This window comes from Methanothermobacter sp. K4 (genome assembly GCF_022014235.1).
Classification (GTDB): Archaea; Methanobacteriota; Methanobacteria; order Methanobacteriales; family Methanothermobacteraceae; genus Methanothermobacter.
Map to the genome: position 1 here is coordinate 491,508 of NZ_JAKLTD010000002.1, position 18,911 is coordinate 510,418.

At 48.7% G+C, this 18,911-nt stretch carries 20 protein-coding genes; 10 read left to right on the forward strand and 10 right to left on the reverse strand.

The annotated features are described in order from the left end of the window. Positions 1-9 precede the first annotated feature (9 nt). The 4 genes from L5462_RS06260 to L5462_RS06275 all read right to left on the reverse strand — a co-directional run bounded on the left by L5462_RS06260 (position 10) and on the right by L5462_RS06275 (position 4,115). Positions 10-681, reverse strand: coding sequence for a succinylglutamate desuccinylase/aspartoacylase family protein (locus L5462_RS06260; RefSeq protein WP_237779931.1), 672 nt, complete (start codon positions 679-681; stop codon positions 10-12). A 286-nt stretch (positions 682-967) separates the two neighbouring features. After that, positions 968-2,143, reverse strand: coding sequence for a GMC family oxidoreductase N-terminal domain-containing protein (locus L5462_RS06265; RefSeq protein WP_237779932.1), 1,176 nt, complete (start codon positions 2,141-2,143; stop codon positions 968-970). Positions 2,144-2,184: 41 nt separating this feature from the next. Further along, positions 2,185-2,571 (reverse strand): 4Fe-4S binding protein, encoded by a 387-nt coding sequence (locus L5462_RS06270; RefSeq protein WP_237779933.1) that lies wholly within the window; start codon positions 2,569-2,571, stop codon positions 2,185-2,187. Next, positions 2,568-4,115, reverse strand: coding sequence for a homocysteine biosynthesis protein (locus L5462_RS06275; RefSeq protein WP_237779934.1), 1,548 nt, complete (start codon positions 4,113-4,115; stop codon positions 2,568-2,570). The genes L5462_RS06270 and L5462_RS06275 overlap by 4 nt, the downstream gene beginning before the upstream one ends. Before the next feature lie 223 nt (positions 4,116-4,338). On the opposite strand from L5462_RS06275, the gene L5462_RS06280 reads away from it, so the two are divergent. The 4 genes from L5462_RS06280 to L5462_RS06295 all read left to right on the forward strand — a co-directional run bounded on the left by L5462_RS06280 (position 4,339) and on the right by L5462_RS06295 (position 7,794). Then, positions 4,339-5,703, forward strand: a complete 1,365-nt coding sequence (locus L5462_RS06280) for a TldD/PmbA family protein (RefSeq protein WP_237779935.1) — start codon at positions 4,339-4,341, stop codon at positions 5,701-5,703. Further along, positions 5,700-6,278: a TIGR00296 family protein gene (locus tag L5462_RS06285; RefSeq protein ID WP_237779936.1), complete on the forward strand. Its 579-nt coding sequence runs from the start codon at positions 5,700-5,702 to the stop codon at positions 6,276-6,278. Before L5462_RS06280 ends, L5462_RS06285 begins: the two co-directional genes overlap by 4 nt. Positions 6,279-6,353: 75 nt before the next feature. Further along, on the forward strand, positions 6,354-7,364 hold the full coding sequence (locus tag L5462_RS06290; protein ID WP_237779937.1) for an NOG1 family protein: 1,011 nt from the start codon (positions 6,354-6,356) through the stop codon (positions 7,362-7,364). Further along, the gene (locus L5462_RS06295) at positions 7,327-7,794 is read left to right on the forward strand and encodes an Hsp20/alpha crystallin family protein (RefSeq protein ID WP_237779938.1); all 468 of its coding nucleotides are present in this window, start codon (positions 7,327-7,329) and stop codon (positions 7,792-7,794) included. Before L5462_RS06290 ends, L5462_RS06295 begins: the two co-directional genes overlap by 38 nt. A 106-nt stretch (positions 7,795-7,900) precedes the next feature. On the opposite strand, the gene L5462_RS06300 is transcribed toward L5462_RS06295, so the two are convergent. Together L5462_RS06300 and L5462_RS06305 are read right to left on the reverse strand one after the other, a co-directional pair. Then, positions 7,901-8,905 carry an SIS domain-containing protein gene (locus tag L5462_RS06300; RefSeq protein ID WP_237779939.1) on the reverse strand — a complete coding sequence of 335 codons (1,005 nt, stop codon included), beginning with the start codon at positions 8,903-8,905 and terminating at the stop codon, positions 7,901-7,903. Position 8,906: 1 nt separating this feature from the next. After that, complete coding sequence (locus tag L5462_RS06305; RefSeq protein ID WP_237779940.1) at positions 8,907-9,464, reverse strand: thiamine-phosphate synthase family protein; 558 nt, start codon at positions 9,462-9,464, stop codon at positions 8,907-8,909. A gap of 81 nt (positions 9,465-9,545) precedes the next feature. Here L5462_RS06305 and L5462_RS06310 point away from each other — a divergent pair, with 81 nt between their 5' ends. Together L5462_RS06310 and L5462_RS06315 are read left to right on the forward strand one after the other, a co-directional pair. Beyond that, positions 9,546-10,007 carry a DUF2124 family protein gene (locus tag L5462_RS06310; RefSeq protein ID WP_237779941.1) on the forward strand — a complete coding sequence of 154 codons (462 nt, stop codon included), beginning with the start codon at positions 9,546-9,548 and terminating at the stop codon, positions 10,005-10,007. Next, complete coding sequence (locus L5462_RS06315; protein ID WP_237779942.1) at positions 10,007-10,690, forward strand: DUF447 domain-containing protein; 684 nt, start codon at positions 10,007-10,009, stop codon at positions 10,688-10,690. The genes L5462_RS06310 and L5462_RS06315 overlap by 1 nt, the downstream gene beginning before the upstream one ends. Before the next feature lie 109 nt (positions 10,691-10,799). On the opposite strand, the gene ade is transcribed toward L5462_RS06315, so the two are convergent. The 4 genes from ade to eif5A form a co-directional block, all read right to left on the reverse strand. Next, entirely contained in the window at positions 10,800-12,413 is a 1,614-nt protein-coding gene (ade, locus tag L5462_RS06320) for an adenine deaminase (RefSeq protein WP_237779943.1), read from the reverse strand. Next, positions 12,414-13,649, reverse strand: coding sequence for a TIGR00300 family protein (locus L5462_RS06325; protein ID WP_237779944.1), 1,236 nt, complete (start codon positions 13,647-13,649; stop codon positions 12,414-12,416). A gap of 102 nt (positions 13,650-13,751) precedes the next feature. Continuing rightward, on the reverse strand, positions 13,752-14,615 hold the full coding sequence (gene speB / locus L5462_RS06330) for an agmatinase (protein ID WP_237779945.1): 864 nt from the start codon (positions 14,613-14,615) through the stop codon (positions 13,752-13,754). Between the two features lie 49 nt (positions 14,616-14,664). Continuing rightward, positions 14,665-15,057: a translation initiation factor IF-5A gene (eif5A, locus tag L5462_RS06335; RefSeq protein WP_147671696.1), complete on the reverse strand. Its 393-nt coding sequence runs from the start codon at positions 15,055-15,057 to the stop codon at positions 14,665-14,667. A 134-nt stretch (positions 15,058-15,191) separates the two neighbouring features. Here eif5A and L5462_RS06340 point away from each other — a divergent pair, with 134 nt between their 5' ends. The 4 genes from L5462_RS06340 (at position 15,192) to cfbE (ending at position 18,790) form a co-directional block, all read left to right on the forward strand. Beyond that, complete coding sequence (locus L5462_RS06340) at positions 15,192-15,635, forward strand: pyruvoyl-dependent arginine decarboxylase (RefSeq protein ID WP_237779946.1); 444 nt, start codon at positions 15,192-15,194, stop codon at positions 15,633-15,635. An 18-nt stretch (positions 15,636-15,653) separates the two neighbouring features. After that, positions 15,654-16,499: a bifunctional fructose-bisphosphatase/inositol-phosphate phosphatase gene (locus tag L5462_RS06345; RefSeq protein ID WP_237779947.1), complete on the forward strand. Its 846-nt coding sequence runs from the start codon at positions 15,654-15,656 to the stop codon at positions 16,497-16,499. Then, positions 16,496-17,347: an NAD(+) kinase gene (locus tag L5462_RS06350; protein ID WP_237779948.1), complete on the forward strand. Its 852-nt coding sequence runs from the start codon at positions 16,496-16,498 to the stop codon at positions 17,345-17,347. Before L5462_RS06345 ends, L5462_RS06350 begins: the two co-directional genes overlap by 4 nt. Positions 17,348-17,467: 120 nt before the next feature. Continuing rightward, a complete protein-coding gene (gene cfbE / locus L5462_RS06355) occupies positions 17,468-18,790 on the forward strand; it encodes a coenzyme F430 synthase (RefSeq protein WP_237779949.1) in 1,323 nt (440 codons plus the stop codon). The last annotated feature ends 121 nt before the right edge of the window (positions 18,791-18,911 follow it).

The window sequence follows — 18,911 nt, forward strand, 5'->3', positions numbered from 1 at the left end:
GTGACATCATCAGATGATGCCGTTGTACTTCAGGAAGGCTATCATCTGGGTGTAGGATTTTGTAACACTCCCCGATGCAACCGAACCATGGGGGGATCTGACCTCAGCTGTAACTGCGGGGATACCTGCAAGGTTGCAGACATCCTCAAGGGCTCCTGGATAATCCTTACCTGCCACCTGTGATGGTATGAGGGCTGATCCGCTGTAGCGGCTCATATATGATGCCATCCTGTAGCTCTCATAGGTGGGTATCCTTGTGCAGAGAATCGATGTTTTCCCCGGCACTCCACCTGGCCTTGTTGAGTGGAAGTCTCCCACGGCAACCACACCCCTTGAAGCAGCCAGCTGAACTATCCTGTTTGACGGTGTGCCCCTCACATTTGCAATGCTGTTGGGGTTCTTACCATTCCAGTACCTGGAACTCCTGGCAGTGGATGATGGTATGAGGAACGGTACAACGTAGACCGTCCCGTTTATCCTTTTACCTGAAAGATAGTTTATGAGTTTAACAGCGGCAATTGAAGCTGGAAGTTCATTTCCATGGACACCTGCAACTATTATAACCTTTCTGCCACCATTTCCAAATGTGAACATTGGCGTACCCTTTTTTGCAGCCTGAAAAACCTCTGATGTTACCTGTGTGTGAGGGGAGTAGTTCCTGATGTAATAGTTCTTTGACACATCCCCCCCGGTACCGCTATAGATGATCTCAGTCTTAAGTGCCAAAGCCACTGGTAAAGATGAAAGTATGAATGCTACTGTAAGGAAAATAGCTAAAAATTTCAATGGCAATCTCATAATTCTCACCTTTTTATCTACGTATCCATATTGTCTTTGGTTTAGATATAAACTTAGTCAAGGCAACACGTTTCCACCTTTTGCTTTTCATATAAAGAAAAAACAGCAGAACATCTGCTTCTAAAGACTCAGATACTGGATGCGCATGTTAAATACTCGAAGGGAAATTTTATAAAGAGGCCAGGTGTCTTGCAAGGCGCCTTGCAAGTGCCATGAGGGTGAGGATCGGCGGGGCCCCTGGTGCCTCAGGCAGGACACTGGCATCAGCCACAAAGAGACCATGAATGGATGTTTCAAGGTTTCTGTCCACAACATCCCCTATGGCTGCTGTACCCCCTGGGTGGGCTCCACGGGGGCGTGTGGACCTCAGAGTACCTGCCCTCACACCCGCCTCAGATAGAACCGCCCCTGCAAGGGCAGAACCCTCAGCGAGATACCTCACATCCCTCTGGGTGTGGTGCTTCACAACCCTATCAGCCTCCACACGGCCGCAGGCCTCATCCCTTATCTTGACCATGAGCCCCAGGACATCACCCCTGTTACCCTCAGGAAATAGAAGGGTTGAGAAGTGGGGTGAAAGTATGAAGCCGTCCATCTCAATGAGAGCATTCATCTGGACCTCATCACAGAATCCAATCCCATCGATTATGCCCCCCACAGTAACGAAGGTGTCCATGAAGAACCTCCTGCCTGCATCAATACCTGCCCTCATGAGGATTCTGGGGGTCTCAACTGCCCCTGCTGCCAGGACAACTGTTTCATCATGGAAACTGCCTGCTGATGTTTCAAGACCCTTAACCTTCCCCCCCTCCAGAATCAGATCACCTGCCTCTGTCTCCTCAACCAGCACCGCACCATGTTCAATGGCCTCATCCATGAATTCCTTTGCAGACCATTTGGCACTCCTCGGGCAGCCAAAGGAGCATTTACCGCAGGGCCTGCATTTTTCGGGTCTTATGAACTTTGGCATCCTCCTGATTTTAAGTCCAAGGGACTCCGCCGCATCCATGAGGAGTGCTGTCCCCCTCCCTAGGTGTGTATCGGGGAGTTCCCGCACATCAAGTTCCCTCTCAATGGCATCGAGATCGGCTGTTATATCAACACCATACTCCTTCAGCGTGTCCTCAAGGACCCTAACGGCGTTACCTGCTGCTACAAGAGTTGATCCACCAACGCAGCTTGTTTTGAGGATGTCAGGGTCATCTGAACTCTCATCGTAGCACAGAAATGCATCCCTGTCCTGCACGTAGGGACCCCTTTCTATTACGGTAACATCAAATCCCCCCACTGCAAGTTCCCTTGCAAGGGTTGCCCCTGAGGCCCCTGAACCGACTATGAGAACCATCAATTCACCTGTTCTTCAGGATCTGAAAACCGGATCTGGTTTCATTCAAATAGCATTATTGCCCTTGTAGGGCATGAGTTCACACAGAAGCTGCATCCTATGCACTTCTGGTCGTCAATTTTGATCTCCCAGTCATCCTCGATGCATATTGCGCTTACAGGACAGAGTGAGACGCAGGCCCCACAGTCCACGCACTTCTCCCTGTCCTTTTTTACCACCCTCATTGCAGGGTGAACCTCAATTCCAGAGTCCTCCATGAACTCTATTCCCTTCTTCTCCTCGGGACCGCTTATTTCAACGAGCATCTTACCCCCCCGGGGGGTGATGTTGGCACGGAGTATGTTGAAGTCAATGTCGTACCTCTTTATTGCCTCTGAGATTATGGATTTGTTAACGATATTAGGTGAGAATTTAAGCCAGGCCTTCATATTGACTCTCCCCTATTCTCCAGTTTTCCTATCAGCCTTGAAATATCCTCTGCTGTGATTATACCCTTCACCCGGTTTTCCTCATCCACTATAGGTAAACCAGATATGTTATATTTATCTATGCGTCTTGCAACAACATCAACGGGTTCATTTTCCCTTGCTACGATTACTCTGCGGGTCATTACATCCTTAAGGCTTCTCTTACCCCTTGCAACTGCATCTGCGATGTCCCATGATGTCACAATACCCCTGAGGATGCCCTGGCTGTCAACCACCGGTATATGGTTTATGTTGTTGTCAACCATCTTCCTCGCCACCTCCCTGAGGTCGTCATCCTCATGGGTTATTATGACAGGTTTGCTCTCGAGTTCCCTCACCATTATTGAGGGTCTCCTTATTTCCAGTGGCTTTGTGGAATGGCCCCTTGATGGTAGGGGTTTAATGGGTTCTGTGAGGAGGAAATCTCCCCTTTCAATCCATGATTTCAGTTCCACTGCAATCTCCGTCGCCTTTTTAAGTGATGAGAGTGGAGATGTTGGGACCTCAACACCATTTATTTCGATTTTACCTGATTTGAGCTCCTTATAGTTTGTTTCCATGACAACCGGTCTTGATCTTCTTGGAACACCGTAATCTATCACTCTGCACACTATTTCCTCATCGGATATTCCTGTTGCCGCCGCTATATCCTCATTGAGCACTGGTATGGGTATCCCCGCCCCAACATAGAGTGTGGGACCGTACCTTGGCATGGTCGCCCCCCTCACATACTCAGGGTCCATCTCCTTCATGTCCCCCCTGACCATGAGGGTCCCTGCAGCTGAAACAGGAACCCCGTTTCTCCTATCCACATCTGTCGAGTGCTGTGTACCCTCCCCGATTATATAGCCCTCTGCACCGCAGAGGAATATCTTTGTACCCACACCTATCGTCTGGAAGTGGGGGTCGTTGAGGAGGGGGCTGAGTTCCCCGGCACTTGAATATGTAACATTACCGTAATTTGGGAGGAGTGTTCCCATGTAGGTGTAGAGGGTCTCCTGTGTTGAATTGACGGCAACTGCATAGTTCTGGTAGCAGTTCCTGGGGTTCACCATTACCGCCTGGTTTATTGTCTCCAGGCTTATGAGGGTCTCCACGCTCTTCAATGGGTAGCAATCCGTACCGTAGGCCTCTGCAACCAGTTCTATCTCCTTTCCCCTTATGAGGTCCTCTATGACATGTGAACCTCCATAGCTGAGGCCTATCTCAGGGTCCCTGTTTGGCTGTGTTGCCCCTATGTAGGCGTCAACAGCTGCAAGCCCTGAATATGCCTCCACACCATTCAGGTACGTCTTCGACATCTTTATCGGTGGATCAGAGTGTCCAAAGTTGAGAAAAGCACCTGATGAACACATAGCACCAAATGTACCTGTTGTAACAACATCAACTTCCCTTGCAGCATCTCCTGGTCCGGTTTCAGCCACAATTGCTGTCATCTCAGCTGCAGTTACGACGACAGCATCCCCATCCCTGATCTTCTGGTTTATTTCCTCAATTGTTTTCAATATACCACATCCGGTGCCATCGGTAAAATGAACTGATTAGTTGGTATATGGGTGTTCATTTAAATAATTTATCTAACCCACTGAATCCTCCCGATCTAAAGATTTACCTACTGCAATGGCATTCTATAAACTCAATCATATACCATCCAACTAAACATGCAAAAGAATCATAAGGCCCCACCAACAGATAAACCTAAAGAAACTTCTTGAAGGCTGATGGGAAATGGATATCGATATGGATCATCTGGAGAGGGTAATCAGCGGTATAGCTGAAAAGGTGGAATACGCGGACATAAGGGCAGGGACCTCATCTTCAGGTTCAATTATACTCAAGGACGGCAATGTACAGGAGGTCAAGTCAGGACAGGCTGCAGGGTTCAGGATAAGGGTGCTTAAAAATGGTTCATGGGGATTCGCCTTCACCGATGAACCAGAAGAGCTTGAGGGGATGGCCCTTCGTGCAGTTAAGATGGCTGAATCTCTCAGGGGGGATGTTGAGGTTGGTTCACTGCGGCCCCAACACGATAGGACATCAGTTAAATCATCAAGGGCCCCCTCAGATGTTCCGGCAGATGAGAAAAGGGAGCTTGTATTTGAGACTCACCATGCGGCATCGGTTGACGGGGTTGTGAGCACCACCGTGAGCTACGTTGATATGGAGAGTTCAACCGTTTTTCTCAACTCTGAGGGATCATGCATAGAGATGAACGATTCAAAGGTTGCCCTGTTCCTCAATGCCGTTGCATCCGACGGTACCAGCATCCAGTTTGGCCATGGTAGCTGCGGTGGCACGGGAGGATTTGAGATACTTGAAAGGGAGGACATCGAAGAATTCAGGCGCAGAACAGGTGAGAAGGCCGTGAGACTCCTATCAGCAGATTCGCCACCATCAGGACGATTTCATGTAATAACAGACCCTGAACTTACAGGTGTCTTCATACATGAGGCCCTGGGGCATGCCGCCGAGGCTGACCTCATACTTCAGGGCGACTCAATCCTTGAGGGCAGGCTCGGTGAGAGGATTGCCTCAGAGGGTGTGACCATAGTTGATGATCCCACCCTTGATGGTTTTGGTAGTTACAGCTACGACGCAGAGGGTGTGGAGGCATCAAGGACTGTTCTTGTTGAGGACGGCACTCTCAGATCACTCCTGAATTCCAGGGAAACAGCCTTCAAGCTTGGAATTGAACCATCAGGAAACGCACGTTCAGCCATAGGGGACCAGCCCATTGTCAGGATGAGCAACACCTTCCTTGAACCAGGAGACCTTTCATTTGATGAACTCGTGGAGGATGTGCGTGACGGCATCTACCTCAGGGGTTCAAGGGGAGGTCAGGTTGATACGGGCAAGGGGATATTCCAGTTCAATGCGGCTGAATCATTCAGGATAATGGATGGTGAGATCGGTGAGCCCCTCAGGGATGTTTCACTCTCAGGAAACGTTCTTGAGACCCTGATGAACGTTGATGGTGTTGGTTCAGACTTCAAACTGGGGATTGGCTTCTGCGGTAAATCAGGACAGAGCGTCCCTGTAGGTGATGGGGGGCCACATGTGAGGATACTCAACGCAATGGTTGGTGGAACATGAAGTCCATATCAGTAGATGAGGGAAGGCTTCTTATCGAAATTGCAAGGAGTGTAATCGAGGAGCGCCTGCGTGGCTCCGAAACATTCAGATTACCAGGGAATCTTCCTGATAAATTCAGGGAGAACAGGGGTGTATTCGTTACACTGGAGAAGAATGGAGAGCTCAGGGGATGCATAGGTTACCCTGAACCAGTAAGGCCCCTCATAGATGCCCTTATCGACGCCGCCATATCCGCGGCCACATGTGACCCGAGGTTCCCGCCTGTTGAACCTGAGGAACTTGATGAGATAGAGGTTGAGGTCAGCGTTCTCACACCACCCACCCCCATCAGGGTTGAAAATCCTGCTGATTATCCCCGAATGATTAGGGTTGGTGTTGATGGCCTCATCGTTGAGAGGGGATGGGCGAGGGGCCTTCTGCTGCCACAGGTTGCAACAGAGTGGGGATGGGACGCTGAGGAGTTCCTCTGCAACACCTGCATGAAGGCTGGACTCCCACCTGACTGCTTCTATGACCCCCAGACGAGGGTTTACAGGTTCCAGGCCCAGATATTCCGTGAAAGGGACTGCAGATAAAACCCAGAATCATACCTTTGAGGTTCACCTACATAAATACATATTCAAAAGTTATTAATAGAGAAGAGTGATTTCATGATAATACCAACAGTTCCAACAGCAGATGAACTCCTTGATAAGGGGTTCAGGAGGGCCAGGAAGGCCGCATCCCTCAAGAGGAGTTCAAAGATCCCTGGACAGAAGAAGGCCAAGATCATCGAATCAACACGCATCCAGACAGCATGCCAGGTTATAAGGGACCGTCTGAAGATGATCATCCAGCGCCTACCAGATATAGAGTCACTGCCAGACTTCTATCAGGACTACATCGATGTAACCGTGGGTGTGGATGACCTCAAAAAGTCCCTTGGCGCGCTTAACTGGGCCGTCGGAATACTCAATCAGCTTGAATCAGATTACATGAAGAAAATCAAACGTTCTAAACCAGCTGATGCATCAAATCTGAGAAGGGAGGCCTTCGGGAGGATATCATCTGTTGTAAGAAGAATTGAGGGTGACCTTGATTTCCTTGACTTTGCAAAGAACAGGCTCAGAAACATGCCAACCGTGGACTTCGATGCATTCACGGTTGTTATAGCGGGTTTTCCAAACGTGGGGAAATCAACACTGCTCAGGACACTGACGGGTGCAGAACCAGAGGTTGCTGATTACCCCTTCACCACCAAGGGTATCCAGATAGGCCACCTTGAACGTAAATGGCGGAAAATTCAGGTTATAGATACCCCCGGGCTCCTTGACCGGCCGGTTGAGGATATGAACAACATTGAACTCCAGGCCATGGTTGCCCTTGAGAACATAGCCGATGTCATACTCTTCATATTTGACGCCTCAGAGACCTGCGGATACACACTCGAAAGCCAGTACAGCCTCTACCTTGGCATAAAGGGCGTCTTTAACACCCCCATCATCACGGTTTTCAACAAGATGGACCTTGCAGAAAATGTTAAGTATCTGGAAGAATATATTAATATGGTTGAGGAACCACTGATGGTGTCTGCATTCCAGGGCAGAGGGGTCTCCGAGATAGTAAAAAAACTGGAGGGTTTATATGAAAAAGAAACTGGAAAAACCCATGACAATGTTTGAGAAGAGAAGGCTGATGGCCGAGAAGATGATGGAGGATATGATAAAGAACATGAAGGAGATGCAGAAGGAGTTCGAGAAGAAGATATCAGAGTACACCGAGAACATACCTGAAAAGCTGAACATGGACGTCATAGAAACAGATGACCAGATAATCATAAAGACCGACCTTCCTGGTGTTAAGAAAGACGATATAGTCATAGAACTCACAGAAAATACCATATCCATCTCTGCAGTCTTTGAAGAGGAAGTTGAGGTCCGAGAAGCCAATTTCGTCAAAAAGGAAAGGAAGTATGGTGAGGCAAAAAGGGAGATGAGGCTCCCTGAAAAGATAAAGGTAGAAGAGGCCAAAGCCAAATTTGAAAATGGTGTTCTAACAGTTGAGCTACCCAAAGTGGAGGTCAAAAAGAAACAGCTCCTCAAGGTGGAATGAACCACCTACTATTTTTTTGTTGCCGCGGGAACTTATGTAACTAATTTTGCTGGCTAAATAAAAGAAAAGACCAGTTCATAGATTATTTTAAAGAAAGGAATAATTATTAGTATCTGACCTTGCCGATATGCCTCGTGCTTCCAGGATCCTCACCATTGAAGTGGGCAAGGTAATATACGAACCACTCAAGGGGAACTGCAAGCACAAATGGTGAGAGAAGTGGACTCAGGTCAGAATAATCAGACATTCTGAATACTATGTTCAGGGCTCCCAGACTCTCACAGAACCTCAAAGCCCTCTCTGTAAGCTCATCACCCGGGAAGCCTGACTCAAGGAATATCACAGGCACCCCCTTCTCCACTCTCTCAATGAGCCCATGCCTGAATTCGCCTGAATATAGGGGACATGCATGCTTCAGGGCCCCCTCCATGAGCATGGTCATGGCAAGCTTGTATGCCAGTCCATAGTTTGGTCCGCTCCCCATACAGTAGAATATATCCTCCCCTGCATGCTCCCCTGCAAGACCCCTGCAGTCATCCTCGGTGTCACCCAGGAGCCTCCCAACCTCATCAGGTAGCTCCCCAAGTTCCGAGAGTATCCCCTCAGATAACTCATCAGTGTGAATGCCAAACAGTATCCTGTAGAGGGCCAGGAGCTGTGTCATGTAGGTCTTGGTGCCAAGTATGGCCTCCTCTCTGCCGCAGCGGGTTATTATGGTGCTCTGAGACTCAGAGGCCATGGTGCTTTCAGGTTCATTTGTTATCGTAACCGTTTTAAGTCCAAGTTCAGTGGCCCTCCTAAGTGCTGCAACTGTATCTGCTGTCTCCCCGGACTGGGACGTGAATATAACCACAGAGTCCCTTTCCTCAATCTTTCTGTGGTAGTAGAACTCATAGCCTGTCATGACATCAATGTTAAGCTCATAGTTCATATTAACTGCGTCCCTTGCACTGTAGCATGTGGATAGTGAACTTCCACATCCAACAAGGTATATGCGTCTGCAGTCAGCAATCTCATTTGATATCTGGGACATTCTGTCCCCCTCAGCTTTAAGGGTTCTTTTAAGTGACTCTGGCTGTTCCATGAGTTCTGTGTACATCCGGTACTTCATCTCATCTCCCCAAAAGTTTTTTATAATCCTCAGCTATTCTAATGGCCGCCTCTGCAACCTCAACTGCGTCCTTTCCGGTGAGAACAACCATTGGCTCCTTACCCCATGCACCCCTGTGGTATACGACATCAGGAGGCGATTCTGAGTTTCTTATGGCCTCCTCAACACCCCATGGTATGGTGCCACCTTCCATTTCCCGCACAGCTGGTGGTTCCCTGCTCCGGTCATATGATGAGACCACCATTCCATGGTCCTCACAGATATCAATTATACTTTCATCAAATTTAATATTAATGGCGCTTCTCTTCCAGGGAAAGTGCCTGTTGAGGGCTATTATGAAGCGTGCCATGTGGGATGACGCCCCAAATTCAGGTTCCCTGCATGCGAAGGCCCTCCCACGGAACTCGGTGATTCTGCCGGGTACCGCCACAACATCCTCGGGGTCGCGGGGGTTTTCCCTTGCCATTACAAGGTTGGACCTCACCTCGGGTATGAGAATCCCGAAGCATTCAGAGGATGATAGCATCTCAAGGGCCAACTTAACGTTCTCTATTTCCATGATATCACTCAAAGAGAATATTCCAGTAAAATAGTTATAGGGAGACCATTAATTTATAAGTATAAGTTTTGAGGTGTCAGTATGGAGAAGGTAAAGGAGTTCAGGGGTATAAAGGAGCATCTCAGCGTATTCAGGAAGGCTGTTAAGGATTCTGAGAGGATAGGATTTGCAGGCGTACCAGGGGTCTGCACGCCCTTCGCCCAGCTATTTGCATATGCCTCGAGGGACAAGGATAACATATTCATACCCAACACTGACTTTGAAAGGGCAAGGACACTGAAATTAACAGAGTACGGTGTTGAGCTTGGTGAAATAGAATCAGAAAAGGTTGATGTCCTGGTGCTGCTGGGGGGACTCTCAATGCCAGGTATCGGGTCGGACATTGAGGATGTTAAACGGCTCGCTGATGAGGCCCTTGTTGATGGCGGGATGCTCATGGGGCTCTGCTACATGGACATGTTTGCCAGGGCCGGATGGTACGACCTCCTGGACTTTGACTGTGTCATAAACGCAGATATAGAGGGTTTTGTCCTCAGAAGGTGATGGGTATCAATTTGAAGAGAAAACATGAAGATGGTGGGGCATCCGAGGGCACAGTGTACACCCCAGAATCCAGTCTGATGGCCCTTGATATGGTCCCTGGACAGCTATATGAGACCATAGTTGTAACATGGGATGAATCGATGAGAGGAAACGCGGCCCCCATCGGAGTCCTCTGCACCGGTGAGAGAAGCGTGACCCTCTACCTGTACCCTGGAACCCACACACTTGAGAATATACTCAGAAACAGAAAATTCACGGTGAACGTAACCCTGGATCCCCTCATCTTCACCGAGGCCACCCTGGGTGAGCTTGGAGATGAGATGTTCTCATCCCACAGGGGATACCTTCACCTCCAGGGCGCCGATGCATTCTTCACCGCAGAGGTTGATTCCGTTAAGAGGGTGGTGAGGACTGACAGGTACGGTGAAACAGAGATCCACATCGTGAATGCCAGAATCCCTGAGATTTTCAGGGGTGAAGATTTCAGGATCGTCCTCAACAGGGGAATATACGCTGTTATAGAGTCACTCATAAATTATACCCGGGCCGGCTTCATAGACCCCCGCGACCTGATGGACAGAATCCGTGAAATGAACAGGGTTGCAAGGAAGGTTGGGGGACCCCGTGAACGGGAGGCCATGAAAAGGATAATAAGGGAACTTGAATCGAAGGTGTTTAAGTGATCACCACTGAATACATCCAGAACTAAAAACCAGGACCCGGTCATCACCCAACAATAACATCTACGAACTCATATCATCGTCGATGTTTACCCTAATCGTCGTCTGATCATCACCCAACAATAACATCTACGAACCTGAATTCATCCACACTGAAGAGGCCCATATCACCTATTTTCAATTCAGGGATAACAAGAAGTGATAGGAACGACATGGTCATGAATGGGGCACCCAGAGTGCAGCCAAGTTCACGCACGAAATCGTTGAGGTCCTCCATCATGGATGCAACCTCCACTGCACTCTCATCTGACATTAGACCCGCAACAGGGAGTTCAAGGATCCTTTGATCATCCTCTGAAACAGCAACAAGACCCCCGCCTGTTTTTTTGAGTATATCGACCGCCCTCTTCATGAGTCCCGAATCCAGGCCCACTGTGATGACATTGTGTGAGTCATGGGCCACCGTTGAGGCAATGGCCCCTTCCTTAAGTCCGAAGCCATGAACAAATCCATTGGAGATGTTTCCCTTACCATAACGATCTATAACCGATACCTTAAGTACATCCAGGGATGGGTCAGGGGCTACGAAACCATCATTCACCTCAAGTCTCTTCTGTAACTCCCCTGTCACTATCTGGCCATCAAATACATGGATGACCCTAACAGTGACCTCATCATCATCTGACCTCACCTCAAGATCCTCTGCAGTGAAATCTACGATTTCAAGGCGGTTCATCTTCCTGCGACCGGTTTTAGGGGCTCCCAGACATCTTCCATTCTCTGCAACGATCCTTCCATCAATGTATACCCTCTTAACATTGAAGTCCCTGAGGTTATCAACAACCACCATGTCGGCTGCCCTTCCAGGTGCTATAGCCCCTGTGTTGAGGTTGTAGTGATCTGCAGGGTTCACGGTGGCCATCTGCACGGCTTTAACAGGGTCAACACCATATTCAACAGCCCTCCGGAGTATCCTGTCCATGTGACCCTCCATGAGGTCCGCTGGGTGGATATCATCTGATACCAGGAAGTCACAGTCGACGGCTGCAAGGTCCCGGAGGTTCCTTGCGCTGGAACCCTCACGCGCCATTATCTTCATTCCAAGTTCCCTCTTCTCAAGGGCCTCGGCGGGGCTCACGCATTCATGTTCGGTGGATATGCCTGCCCCTATGTATGCACACAGTTCATCGCCTGATAGGAGGGGTGCGTGGCCGTCCACCGGCTTATTGAGTTTCTTCGCAGCATCTATCTTTTCCATTACCTCCCCATCACCTGCTATAACACCTGGAAAGTTCATCATTTCGCCCAGTGCCACCATAGAGTCCCTTGAAAGGAGATCCTCTATCTCCCTGGCCGAGAGTTCTGCGCCTGATGTCTCAAAGGGTGTTGCAGGTACGCAGGATGGTGCCGTGAAGTAAAATTTAAGGGGTGCACTTGATGCATCCTCCAGCATGAACTCAACCCCCTCAACACCCATAACATTGGCTATCTCGTGTGGATCAGAAACAACAGCAGTGGTACCGTGGGGGATTGCAGCGGCGGCAAATGATGATGGGGTGAGCATTGAGCTTTCGATGTGGACATGGGCATCCACAAAACCCGGGAGGATTATATCGGTGAAGTTCCCCTCAACCCTCCGGACACATGTTATCACGCCACCGGAAACTTCAACCTCTGCAGGGTATATGTCCCCGGTAAAGACGTTTAGGATGTTACCCCTTATCATCTAATCCTCCAGATTGTTCATCTTCTTGAGTTCATGAAGGAGTATGGGGATGAACGCGCCCACATCCGTAACCACGCTCACAGCCTGTGAACTGCCCCTGTCAGAGAGCTTCGTTACTGTTGCCGGGTTTATATCAACGCATATGGTCTTTACACGTGATGGGAGTATGTTGCCAGTGGCTATTGAGTGGAGCATTGTGGCTATCATTATGACCATGTCGAGGTCCTGAACGTACTTCCTCATCTCATTCTGGGCCTCCATGACATCGGTTATGACGTCAGGAAGCGGCCCGTCATCCCTTATTGAACCTGCAAGGACAAATGGTACATCATTCTTTATGCACTCATACATTATCCCTGACTTGAGTACCCCCTTTTCCACCGCATCCCTTATTGAACCGGCGCGGTTTATCTCGTTTATGGCGTTAATATGGTGCCTGTGACCCCTGCTCACGGCCTCGCCCCTCTCAAGGTTAACCCCAAGTGAAGTGCCGTACAGGGCTGACTCTATATCATGTGTGGCAAGGGCGTTGCCTGCAAAGAGCACATCTATAAAGCCCTTGCGTATCATCTCTGCAATCACAGGTGCAGAACCTGTGTGCACAATTGCCGGGCCACCAACGAGACCTATCTTACCCCCCCTCCTTTTAATATCGGTTATCTCAGAGGCTATCTTCTTTATGGTGGTCACAAGGGGTTTTTCACTTGAAACGTCGCTCCCCATGAATTCAAAAACTCCCTGCTTTCCCCTGGGCCTCTCAGGCGGTACCACCTTTATGCCCTCCCTTCCAACAACAACCAGGTCCCCCTTCTTTATGTCCCTGATGGGTTTACAGCGGGCAGTTTTTGTTTCAGGGTCAACGACTATCATGCAGTCCATCTCTATCCCCTCGACCTCCAGCCATTCGCCTCCATGGTAAATGAAGGTCTGATGGTTGGTTGTGGAGTAGAAGTCATCAGGGAGAACCCTGTCCATCGGGGCCCTTTTCAGCTCAACCTCCCTTATCTCTGCTATTGATGCCCCTATCTCGCTGAGTTCATCCAGGATCTGGTTGAGTAGTGATGGTGTCTCCGCTTCCACCAGTATCCTTGCATGGCTTGGGTCAGATTTTCTCTTTCCTATTTCGATTTCAAGTATCTGGAAATCCCCGCCCATATCCATTATTATATCAAGGGCCCTGGGGAGTATGAGACTGTCAATTATGTGACCCCTGAGTTCCACCTCTCGAGTATTCATGATTAACACCACCGGGATTGATAATTAAATGGTTGACCAACAAAGTATATAAAATGTGCTGGGATCAGAAAGGGAATCCGGGCTTTTAGATGCTTTAAAGAATTATAAAAGTGTCAGAAGGTCATATATTATCTTGGCCGCATTCACAGATGTCTGATCCCCGAAGACGGTTGATGCAACCTCCACCACATCAAAACCAACCACATCCTTCCTTGAGAGAACTTCAGCCATGTCCTCAAGAACCCATGGTGCAAGTCCACAGGGTGTGAGGTTACCAACGGATGGCGCATATGCCGGGTCAAGTACATCCATGTCAACCGAGATATATACCGGGCCCCTGATACCCCTGAGGGCTTCAGGTACAGCCTCAGGGTTCTGCATTACCTCATGGGCCATTATGCACCTTATATCATTCTCCCTTACAAATTCGGCCTCATGGGCTGATGCCGAACGAACACCGATCATTATGACATCCAGCCCCAGTTCATGAACGCGCCTCATGACGGTTGCATGGGAGTACCTCTCGCCTGCATAGCGATCCGCCATATCCATATGGGCGTCGAGGTGGATAACCACAGGAGCTATATCCCGTGATGTGAGTTCCCCGACCACGGGTAGTGTCACCGTGTGCTCACCGCCCAGGGTGATGGGTTTGAGGTCCAGATCCAGCACCCCACCTATGGAGTCACTTATGAACTCTGCGGTTCTCTGGAAATTACCAGGCACCACATCCACGTCACCGAAGTCGAAGCATTTAACGCCTGGCTCTCCTGAAAACCTGAGGTTATATGATTCAAAGCTGTAGGATGCCTCCCTAACCGCCAGGGGGCCGAAGCGTGTCCCGGGAACATAGGTGGTTGTGGAATCAAATGGGACCCCCAGTATCCCAAATGAAAGTTCAGGTATCCTCTCAGGGTCCGTTGTTGAAAAAGCAAATTTTAGGGGATCCTCTGTATGTAGAAGCATTCGGATCAAAAACCTGATTTATCAGATTGTAAAAAAGGAGTTTGTGGGATTATCCCTTGGTCCTCATGAGTTTCCTCTGGCCAAGGGCCTCTATGTATTCCACCTCAACACCCTCAACCAGCTGGTCGCTCAGTTCATCAGGTATGGGTGTTTCAAAGGTCTCATAGGTTTCAAGGTCCATCAGCTGGACATCCCCACCCATTATTGCAAGGACCTGGGCTGTCCTCTTGTCGATTATGGGTATGTCAACCTTTGAGTCAACAGGCTTAACAAAGCTTCTCTTCTGGTTGTCAAAGATCCCAACAGCCTCAACACGGGCCTTTGCTGATCCGTGCTTGCCCGGAGATGATGTTGAGATATTTGTAATCTTCGATGCCTCACCATCAATGATCACATACTTTCCAACCTTAAGTGTCTTAACTTCAACCACTTTCTTTGACATTAATCTTACCTCCTGTTAGAATGAGTGATATGAGACAGATGTATATCTATTAATCTGGTGCACATATATAAAAGCTTTATAGAATCATTACCCCCAATTTGTGATTGAATTGAATCTGATAAGAAGTGATTGAAATGAAGGTTGCTATAACATCAGGTAGCTCTGAAGGACCCACCAGTCTCAATGCCTTTGACAATGCACTCCTTGAAGCTGGAATAGGTGATGTGAACCTCATAAAGGTTTCAAGCATACTCCCCCATGGCACGGAAATAGTTGAACTTCCCGCCCTTGAACCCGGGTCCATGGTGAACTGTGTGCTCTCCTATAAAATATCAGATACCCCAGGTGACCTCATATCCGCTGCCATAGCAGCTGCAACTTCAGATGAGTTTGGATGTGTCGTTGAGAACTCTGCGGTTAACAGAAAACCTGAGGATGTCAGGGAAGAGGCCATCTCAATGGTCAGATACATGATGTCTGTGAGGGGACTTGAAATAAACGAATTAATAGTAGAAGAAACAAACCATGTTGTTGAAAAGTGTGGGGCTGCTGTATCAGCGCTCATCTACCTTGATTGAAATCAAGAAGGGGGTTGAATGGAAGAATCAGACATCTACTACTGGAAGAGCATCGCAGTTAAAATGGCCGAGCAGGTTGAAAAGGCTGTTGCTCCCCTTGTAGGAACTCCAGATGCCGGGGAGGTAATCAAGATGGGGGCCGATGGAACACCCACAAAACTCATAGACCTCGTGGCGGAGGATGAGGCGATAGGTGTTCTTGAGAACACCGAGCGGCCCGTCACGATAATAAGTGAGGAGATTGGTATTCTCCACATAAATCAGGAGCCCCCGGATGAACCCAGAATAATCTTCGTTGTGGACCCCCTTGATGGTACAAGCAATGCAATAAGAAACATACCCTTCTACGGGATCTCTGTGGCTGTTGCAGAATATATCCCTGGAGACGACCTTCCCTCCCTAAACAATGTCGTCATGGGTTTCGTGAAGAACTTTGCAACGGGAGACCTTTACTGGGCAATAAGGGATCAGGGGGCATTCCTGAATGATAAAAAAATCTGTGCATCAAGCCAGAGCTCCCTGGATAGGACCTCCCTCGGTGCATTCATCTATGGCACGAGATTCAGAAGGGTTGATAGTATCTGCAGGGTGATCCGCCGGATGCGCATTCTTGGCTCCGTGGCCCTTGAACTTGCATACGTTGCAAGCGGATCATATGATGCCTTCATGGACCTCAGGGAGAATCTGCGAATAGTCGACATAGCCGCATCCAAGCTAATCGTAGAGGAGGCCGGTGGTGTGGTGACAAATGAGAGGGGTGAATCAATAGACGGTCTACTAAATGTCAAGGCAAGGACCTCACTAATCGCGGCAGGAAATATGGAACTCCACAAAAAGATAATGCAGACCCTGGAGGTCATATGATGCGTATAGGTATAATAGCCCGCTTTGATGTGCCCGAAGCTGTTGAACTTGCAGGTAAGGTGGCCTCGTTCCTTCTAAACAGGGGTGTTGAACTGAGCGTTGACCTAAAGATCACAGAGGAACTCCCTGAGCTCCGTGAATACGGAAAGGACATCAGGGACATGGAAGTAGACATGATACTGACCATTGGGGGGGACGGGACGATACTCCGGACCCAGAGCCTAATAGAGGGTAAGGAGATACCAATACTTGGAATAAACATGGGCACAGTCGGGTTCCTCACGGAAGTTGACCCTGAAAATGTCTTCTCTGCCCTGGAGGATGTGCTTATTGGCAACTATGCTGTTGAGAGGAGAACCCTCCTAAGCGTATACCATAACGGTGAACTTCCATCAGCCCTCAATGAGGTTGTTATGATGACAAGGAAGCCCGCCAAGATGCTCCACATAGAGATATCCGTTGACGATGAGGTGGTTGAGGAGCTCAGGGCGGATGGTATAATCATAGCAACACCCAGCGGTTCAACAGCGTATTCCATGTCCGCTGGTGGTCCTATAGTGGATCCCCGTGTGGAGGCCTTCCTTATAGTCCCCATATGCCCCTTCAAACTTAGCGCCAGGCCACTGGTTGTATCCAACAAAAGTGTCATCAGAGTAAAACTTTTGAGGAAGGGCAAGAAGGCCATCGCGGTGATTGATGGGCAGTACGAGGAGGAAATCAACTACATGGAGGAGGTTGTATTTAAAAAGTCAGATCACTGCGCCCACTTTGTAAGGCTCAGCAAGGACTTCTACAGGAAGGTGCGTGAGAAGCTCATAGAGGGTGGTATAGATTCAATAAAGGGTTAAAGCTGATTTTAAGTGTCTCTGTGGTCTCAATGGTTAACCAAAGCCGTTTAACTGGAGTAAGGTTATACAGATGACCAAAGACCTCAAAACCATCTCAAAACCCAAAAAAAGGTTATACAGATGACCAAAGACCTCAAAACCATCTCAAAACTCCTTGTTGTTGACCTCACACATGGTGGAGTTATCATTGCCTGTGAGCTGAGAAAAATATCGGACCCTGTCCTTGCATGGGACATATACGGGACTCTGAATGGCCCTGACCATGAAATGCTCCTTGAAATGGGTGTCAGGGAAGTTGATGGTCCCATCGCCGATTCAACAATAATAGCACCTGTTCACTGCCCGATTAAAGCCGATATAACCCACCATGAGATAACCGGTCTTTTACTGGGCCCCTGGAAGGAGGCACGTGGGATACCAGTGGTTGAGGTTACAGGTGTCAAGGGCAAGAGCAGCACGGTATGGATACTCAGAAAGATCATGGAGAACCTGAAACCCCTTGTCCTGAGCAGCCTCGGATCCTATGCAGGTTCCGAACTACTGAGGAGGGATATAAGCATAACCCCCGCCAGTATGATTGAAACCGTGAAACTTGCAGGTCCCCGTGATTATGGTTCAGCCATCTTCGAGGTCTCACTTGGTGGTACTGGCCTTGCAGATGTTGGGGTGCTGACAAATATAGCCGAGGATTACAGAATAAGGAGGGGCACATCAAGGGCCAGTTCCGCCAAGAGGCAGATATTCAGGAGCAGAATGGTCTGCTGCGAGCTTCAGGCATTCAACAGATACTACCGGAATTTTGGGGATAAAACAAACACATTCTCGGTTGATGGTATGGCCAGTGTGCATACCACCGATGTTAAGTACGGCCTTGATTCCACAGTGGCCAGTGTCATCGTGGAGGACCTCAAAACCATTGATGGTAACCTGATCAACACAGAGTTTGGAATTGAAACATTTGCACCGGCAGAGCACCACCTATCAAACGTCCTTGCCGCAGTCAGCGCTGCTCTCACACTTAACCTGGATGTGAAGGACATCCAGAGGGGTGTTAAGGGCTTCCAGGGGATACCCGGCCGCACATCAATCAAAAAACTGGATGGCACCTGCATAATAGAGGAGGTGAACCCGGGTCTGAATGTGAAGGCAGTCGAGTACACCCTGAAAATGGCAGAGGACCTCCCTGACCCTGCGGTGATCATAGGTGGAAGATACGGGGTTACATGTGAGGATATAGATGAGGATAGGCTCTCTGAAGTTCTCAGAGAATTCGCTGACCTCAACCTCATATTCACCGACGAACTCGGGTACAGTATAATGAGAAAAACCCGTAAAAATGGCCCCTACTTTAAATCGCCGGATGATGCGCTGAAGGCTGTCATTGGACATGAAACCGTGATCCTGATTTACAGGTCAGAGTATGGTGACCTCTCAAGAAGATGAGTAGTCTTACAGAGTGCATGTAGTCAGAAATTGGGTTTTTTTAATAACCGTGACTTTTTAAAAACTTATAAATAGGATGCCATAAATTTTTCAAGTGATTAACGTTTACTGGAGATGATTC

Excerpts from the sequence above, each read along its gene's own strand:
- L5462_RS06265 (WP_237779932.1), bottom strand. The coding sequence starts at position 2,143 with ATGGTTCTCATAGTCGGTTCAGGGGCCTCAGGGGCAACCCTTGCAAGG.
- L5462_RS06270 (WP_237779933.1), bottom strand. The coding sequence starts at position 2,571 with ATGAAGGCCTGGCTTAAATTCTCACCTAATATCGTTAACAAATCCATA.
- L5462_RS06280 (WP_237779935.1), top strand. The coding sequence starts at position 4,339 with ATGGATATCGATATGGATCATCTGGAGAGGGTAATCAGCGGTATAGCT.
- L5462_RS06285 (WP_237779936.1), top strand. The coding sequence starts at position 5,700 with ATGAAGTCCATATCAGTAGATGAGGGAAGGCTTCTTATCGAAATTGCA.
- L5462_RS06290 (WP_237779937.1), top strand. The coding sequence starts at position 6,354 with ATGATAATACCAACAGTTCCAACAGCAGATGAACTCCTTGATAAGGGG.
- L5462_RS06295 (WP_237779938.1), top strand. The coding sequence starts at position 7,327 with ATGAAAAAGAAACTGGAAAAACCCATGACAATGTTTGAGAAGAGAAGG.
- L5462_RS06300 (WP_237779939.1), bottom strand. The coding sequence starts at position 8,905 with ATGAAGTACCGGATGTACACAGAACTCATGGAACAGCCAGAGTCACTT.
- L5462_RS06305 (WP_237779940.1), bottom strand. The coding sequence starts at position 9,464 with ATGGAAATAGAGAACGTTAAGTTGGCCCTTGAGATGCTATCATCCTCT.
- L5462_RS06310 (WP_237779941.1), top strand. The coding sequence starts at position 9,546 with ATGGAGAAGGTAAAGGAGTTCAGGGGTATAAAGGAGCATCTCAGCGTA.
- L5462_RS06315 (WP_237779942.1), top strand. The coding sequence starts at position 10,007 with ATGGGTATCAATTTGAAGAGAAAACATGAAGATGGTGGGGCATCCGAG.
- ade (WP_237779943.1), bottom strand. The coding sequence starts at position 12,413 with ATGATAAGGGGTAACATCCTAAACGTCTTTACCGGGGACATATACCCT.
- L5462_RS06325 (WP_237779944.1), bottom strand. The coding sequence starts at position 13,649 with ATGAATACTCGAGAGGTGGAACTCAGGGGTCACATAATTGACAGTCTC.
- speB (WP_237779945.1), bottom strand. The coding sequence starts at position 14,615 with ATGCTTCTACATACAGAGGATCCCCTAAAATTTGCTTTTTCAACAACG.
- eif5A (WP_147671696.1), bottom strand. The coding sequence starts at position 15,057 with ATGTCAAAGAAAGTGGTTGAAGTTAAGACACTTAAGGTTGGAAAGTAT.
- L5462_RS06340 (WP_237779946.1), top strand. The coding sequence starts at position 15,192 with ATGAAGGTTGCTATAACATCAGGTAGCTCTGAAGGACCCACCAGTCTC.
- L5462_RS06345 (WP_237779947.1), top strand. The coding sequence starts at position 15,654 with ATGGAAGAATCAGACATCTACTACTGGAAGAGCATCGCAGTTAAAATG.
- L5462_RS06350 (WP_237779948.1), top strand. The coding sequence starts at position 16,496 with ATGATGCGTATAGGTATAATAGCCCGCTTTGATGTGCCCGAAGCTGTT.
- cfbE (WP_237779949.1), top strand. The coding sequence starts at position 17,468 with ATGACCAAAGACCTCAAAACCATCTCAAAACTCCTTGTTGTTGACCTC.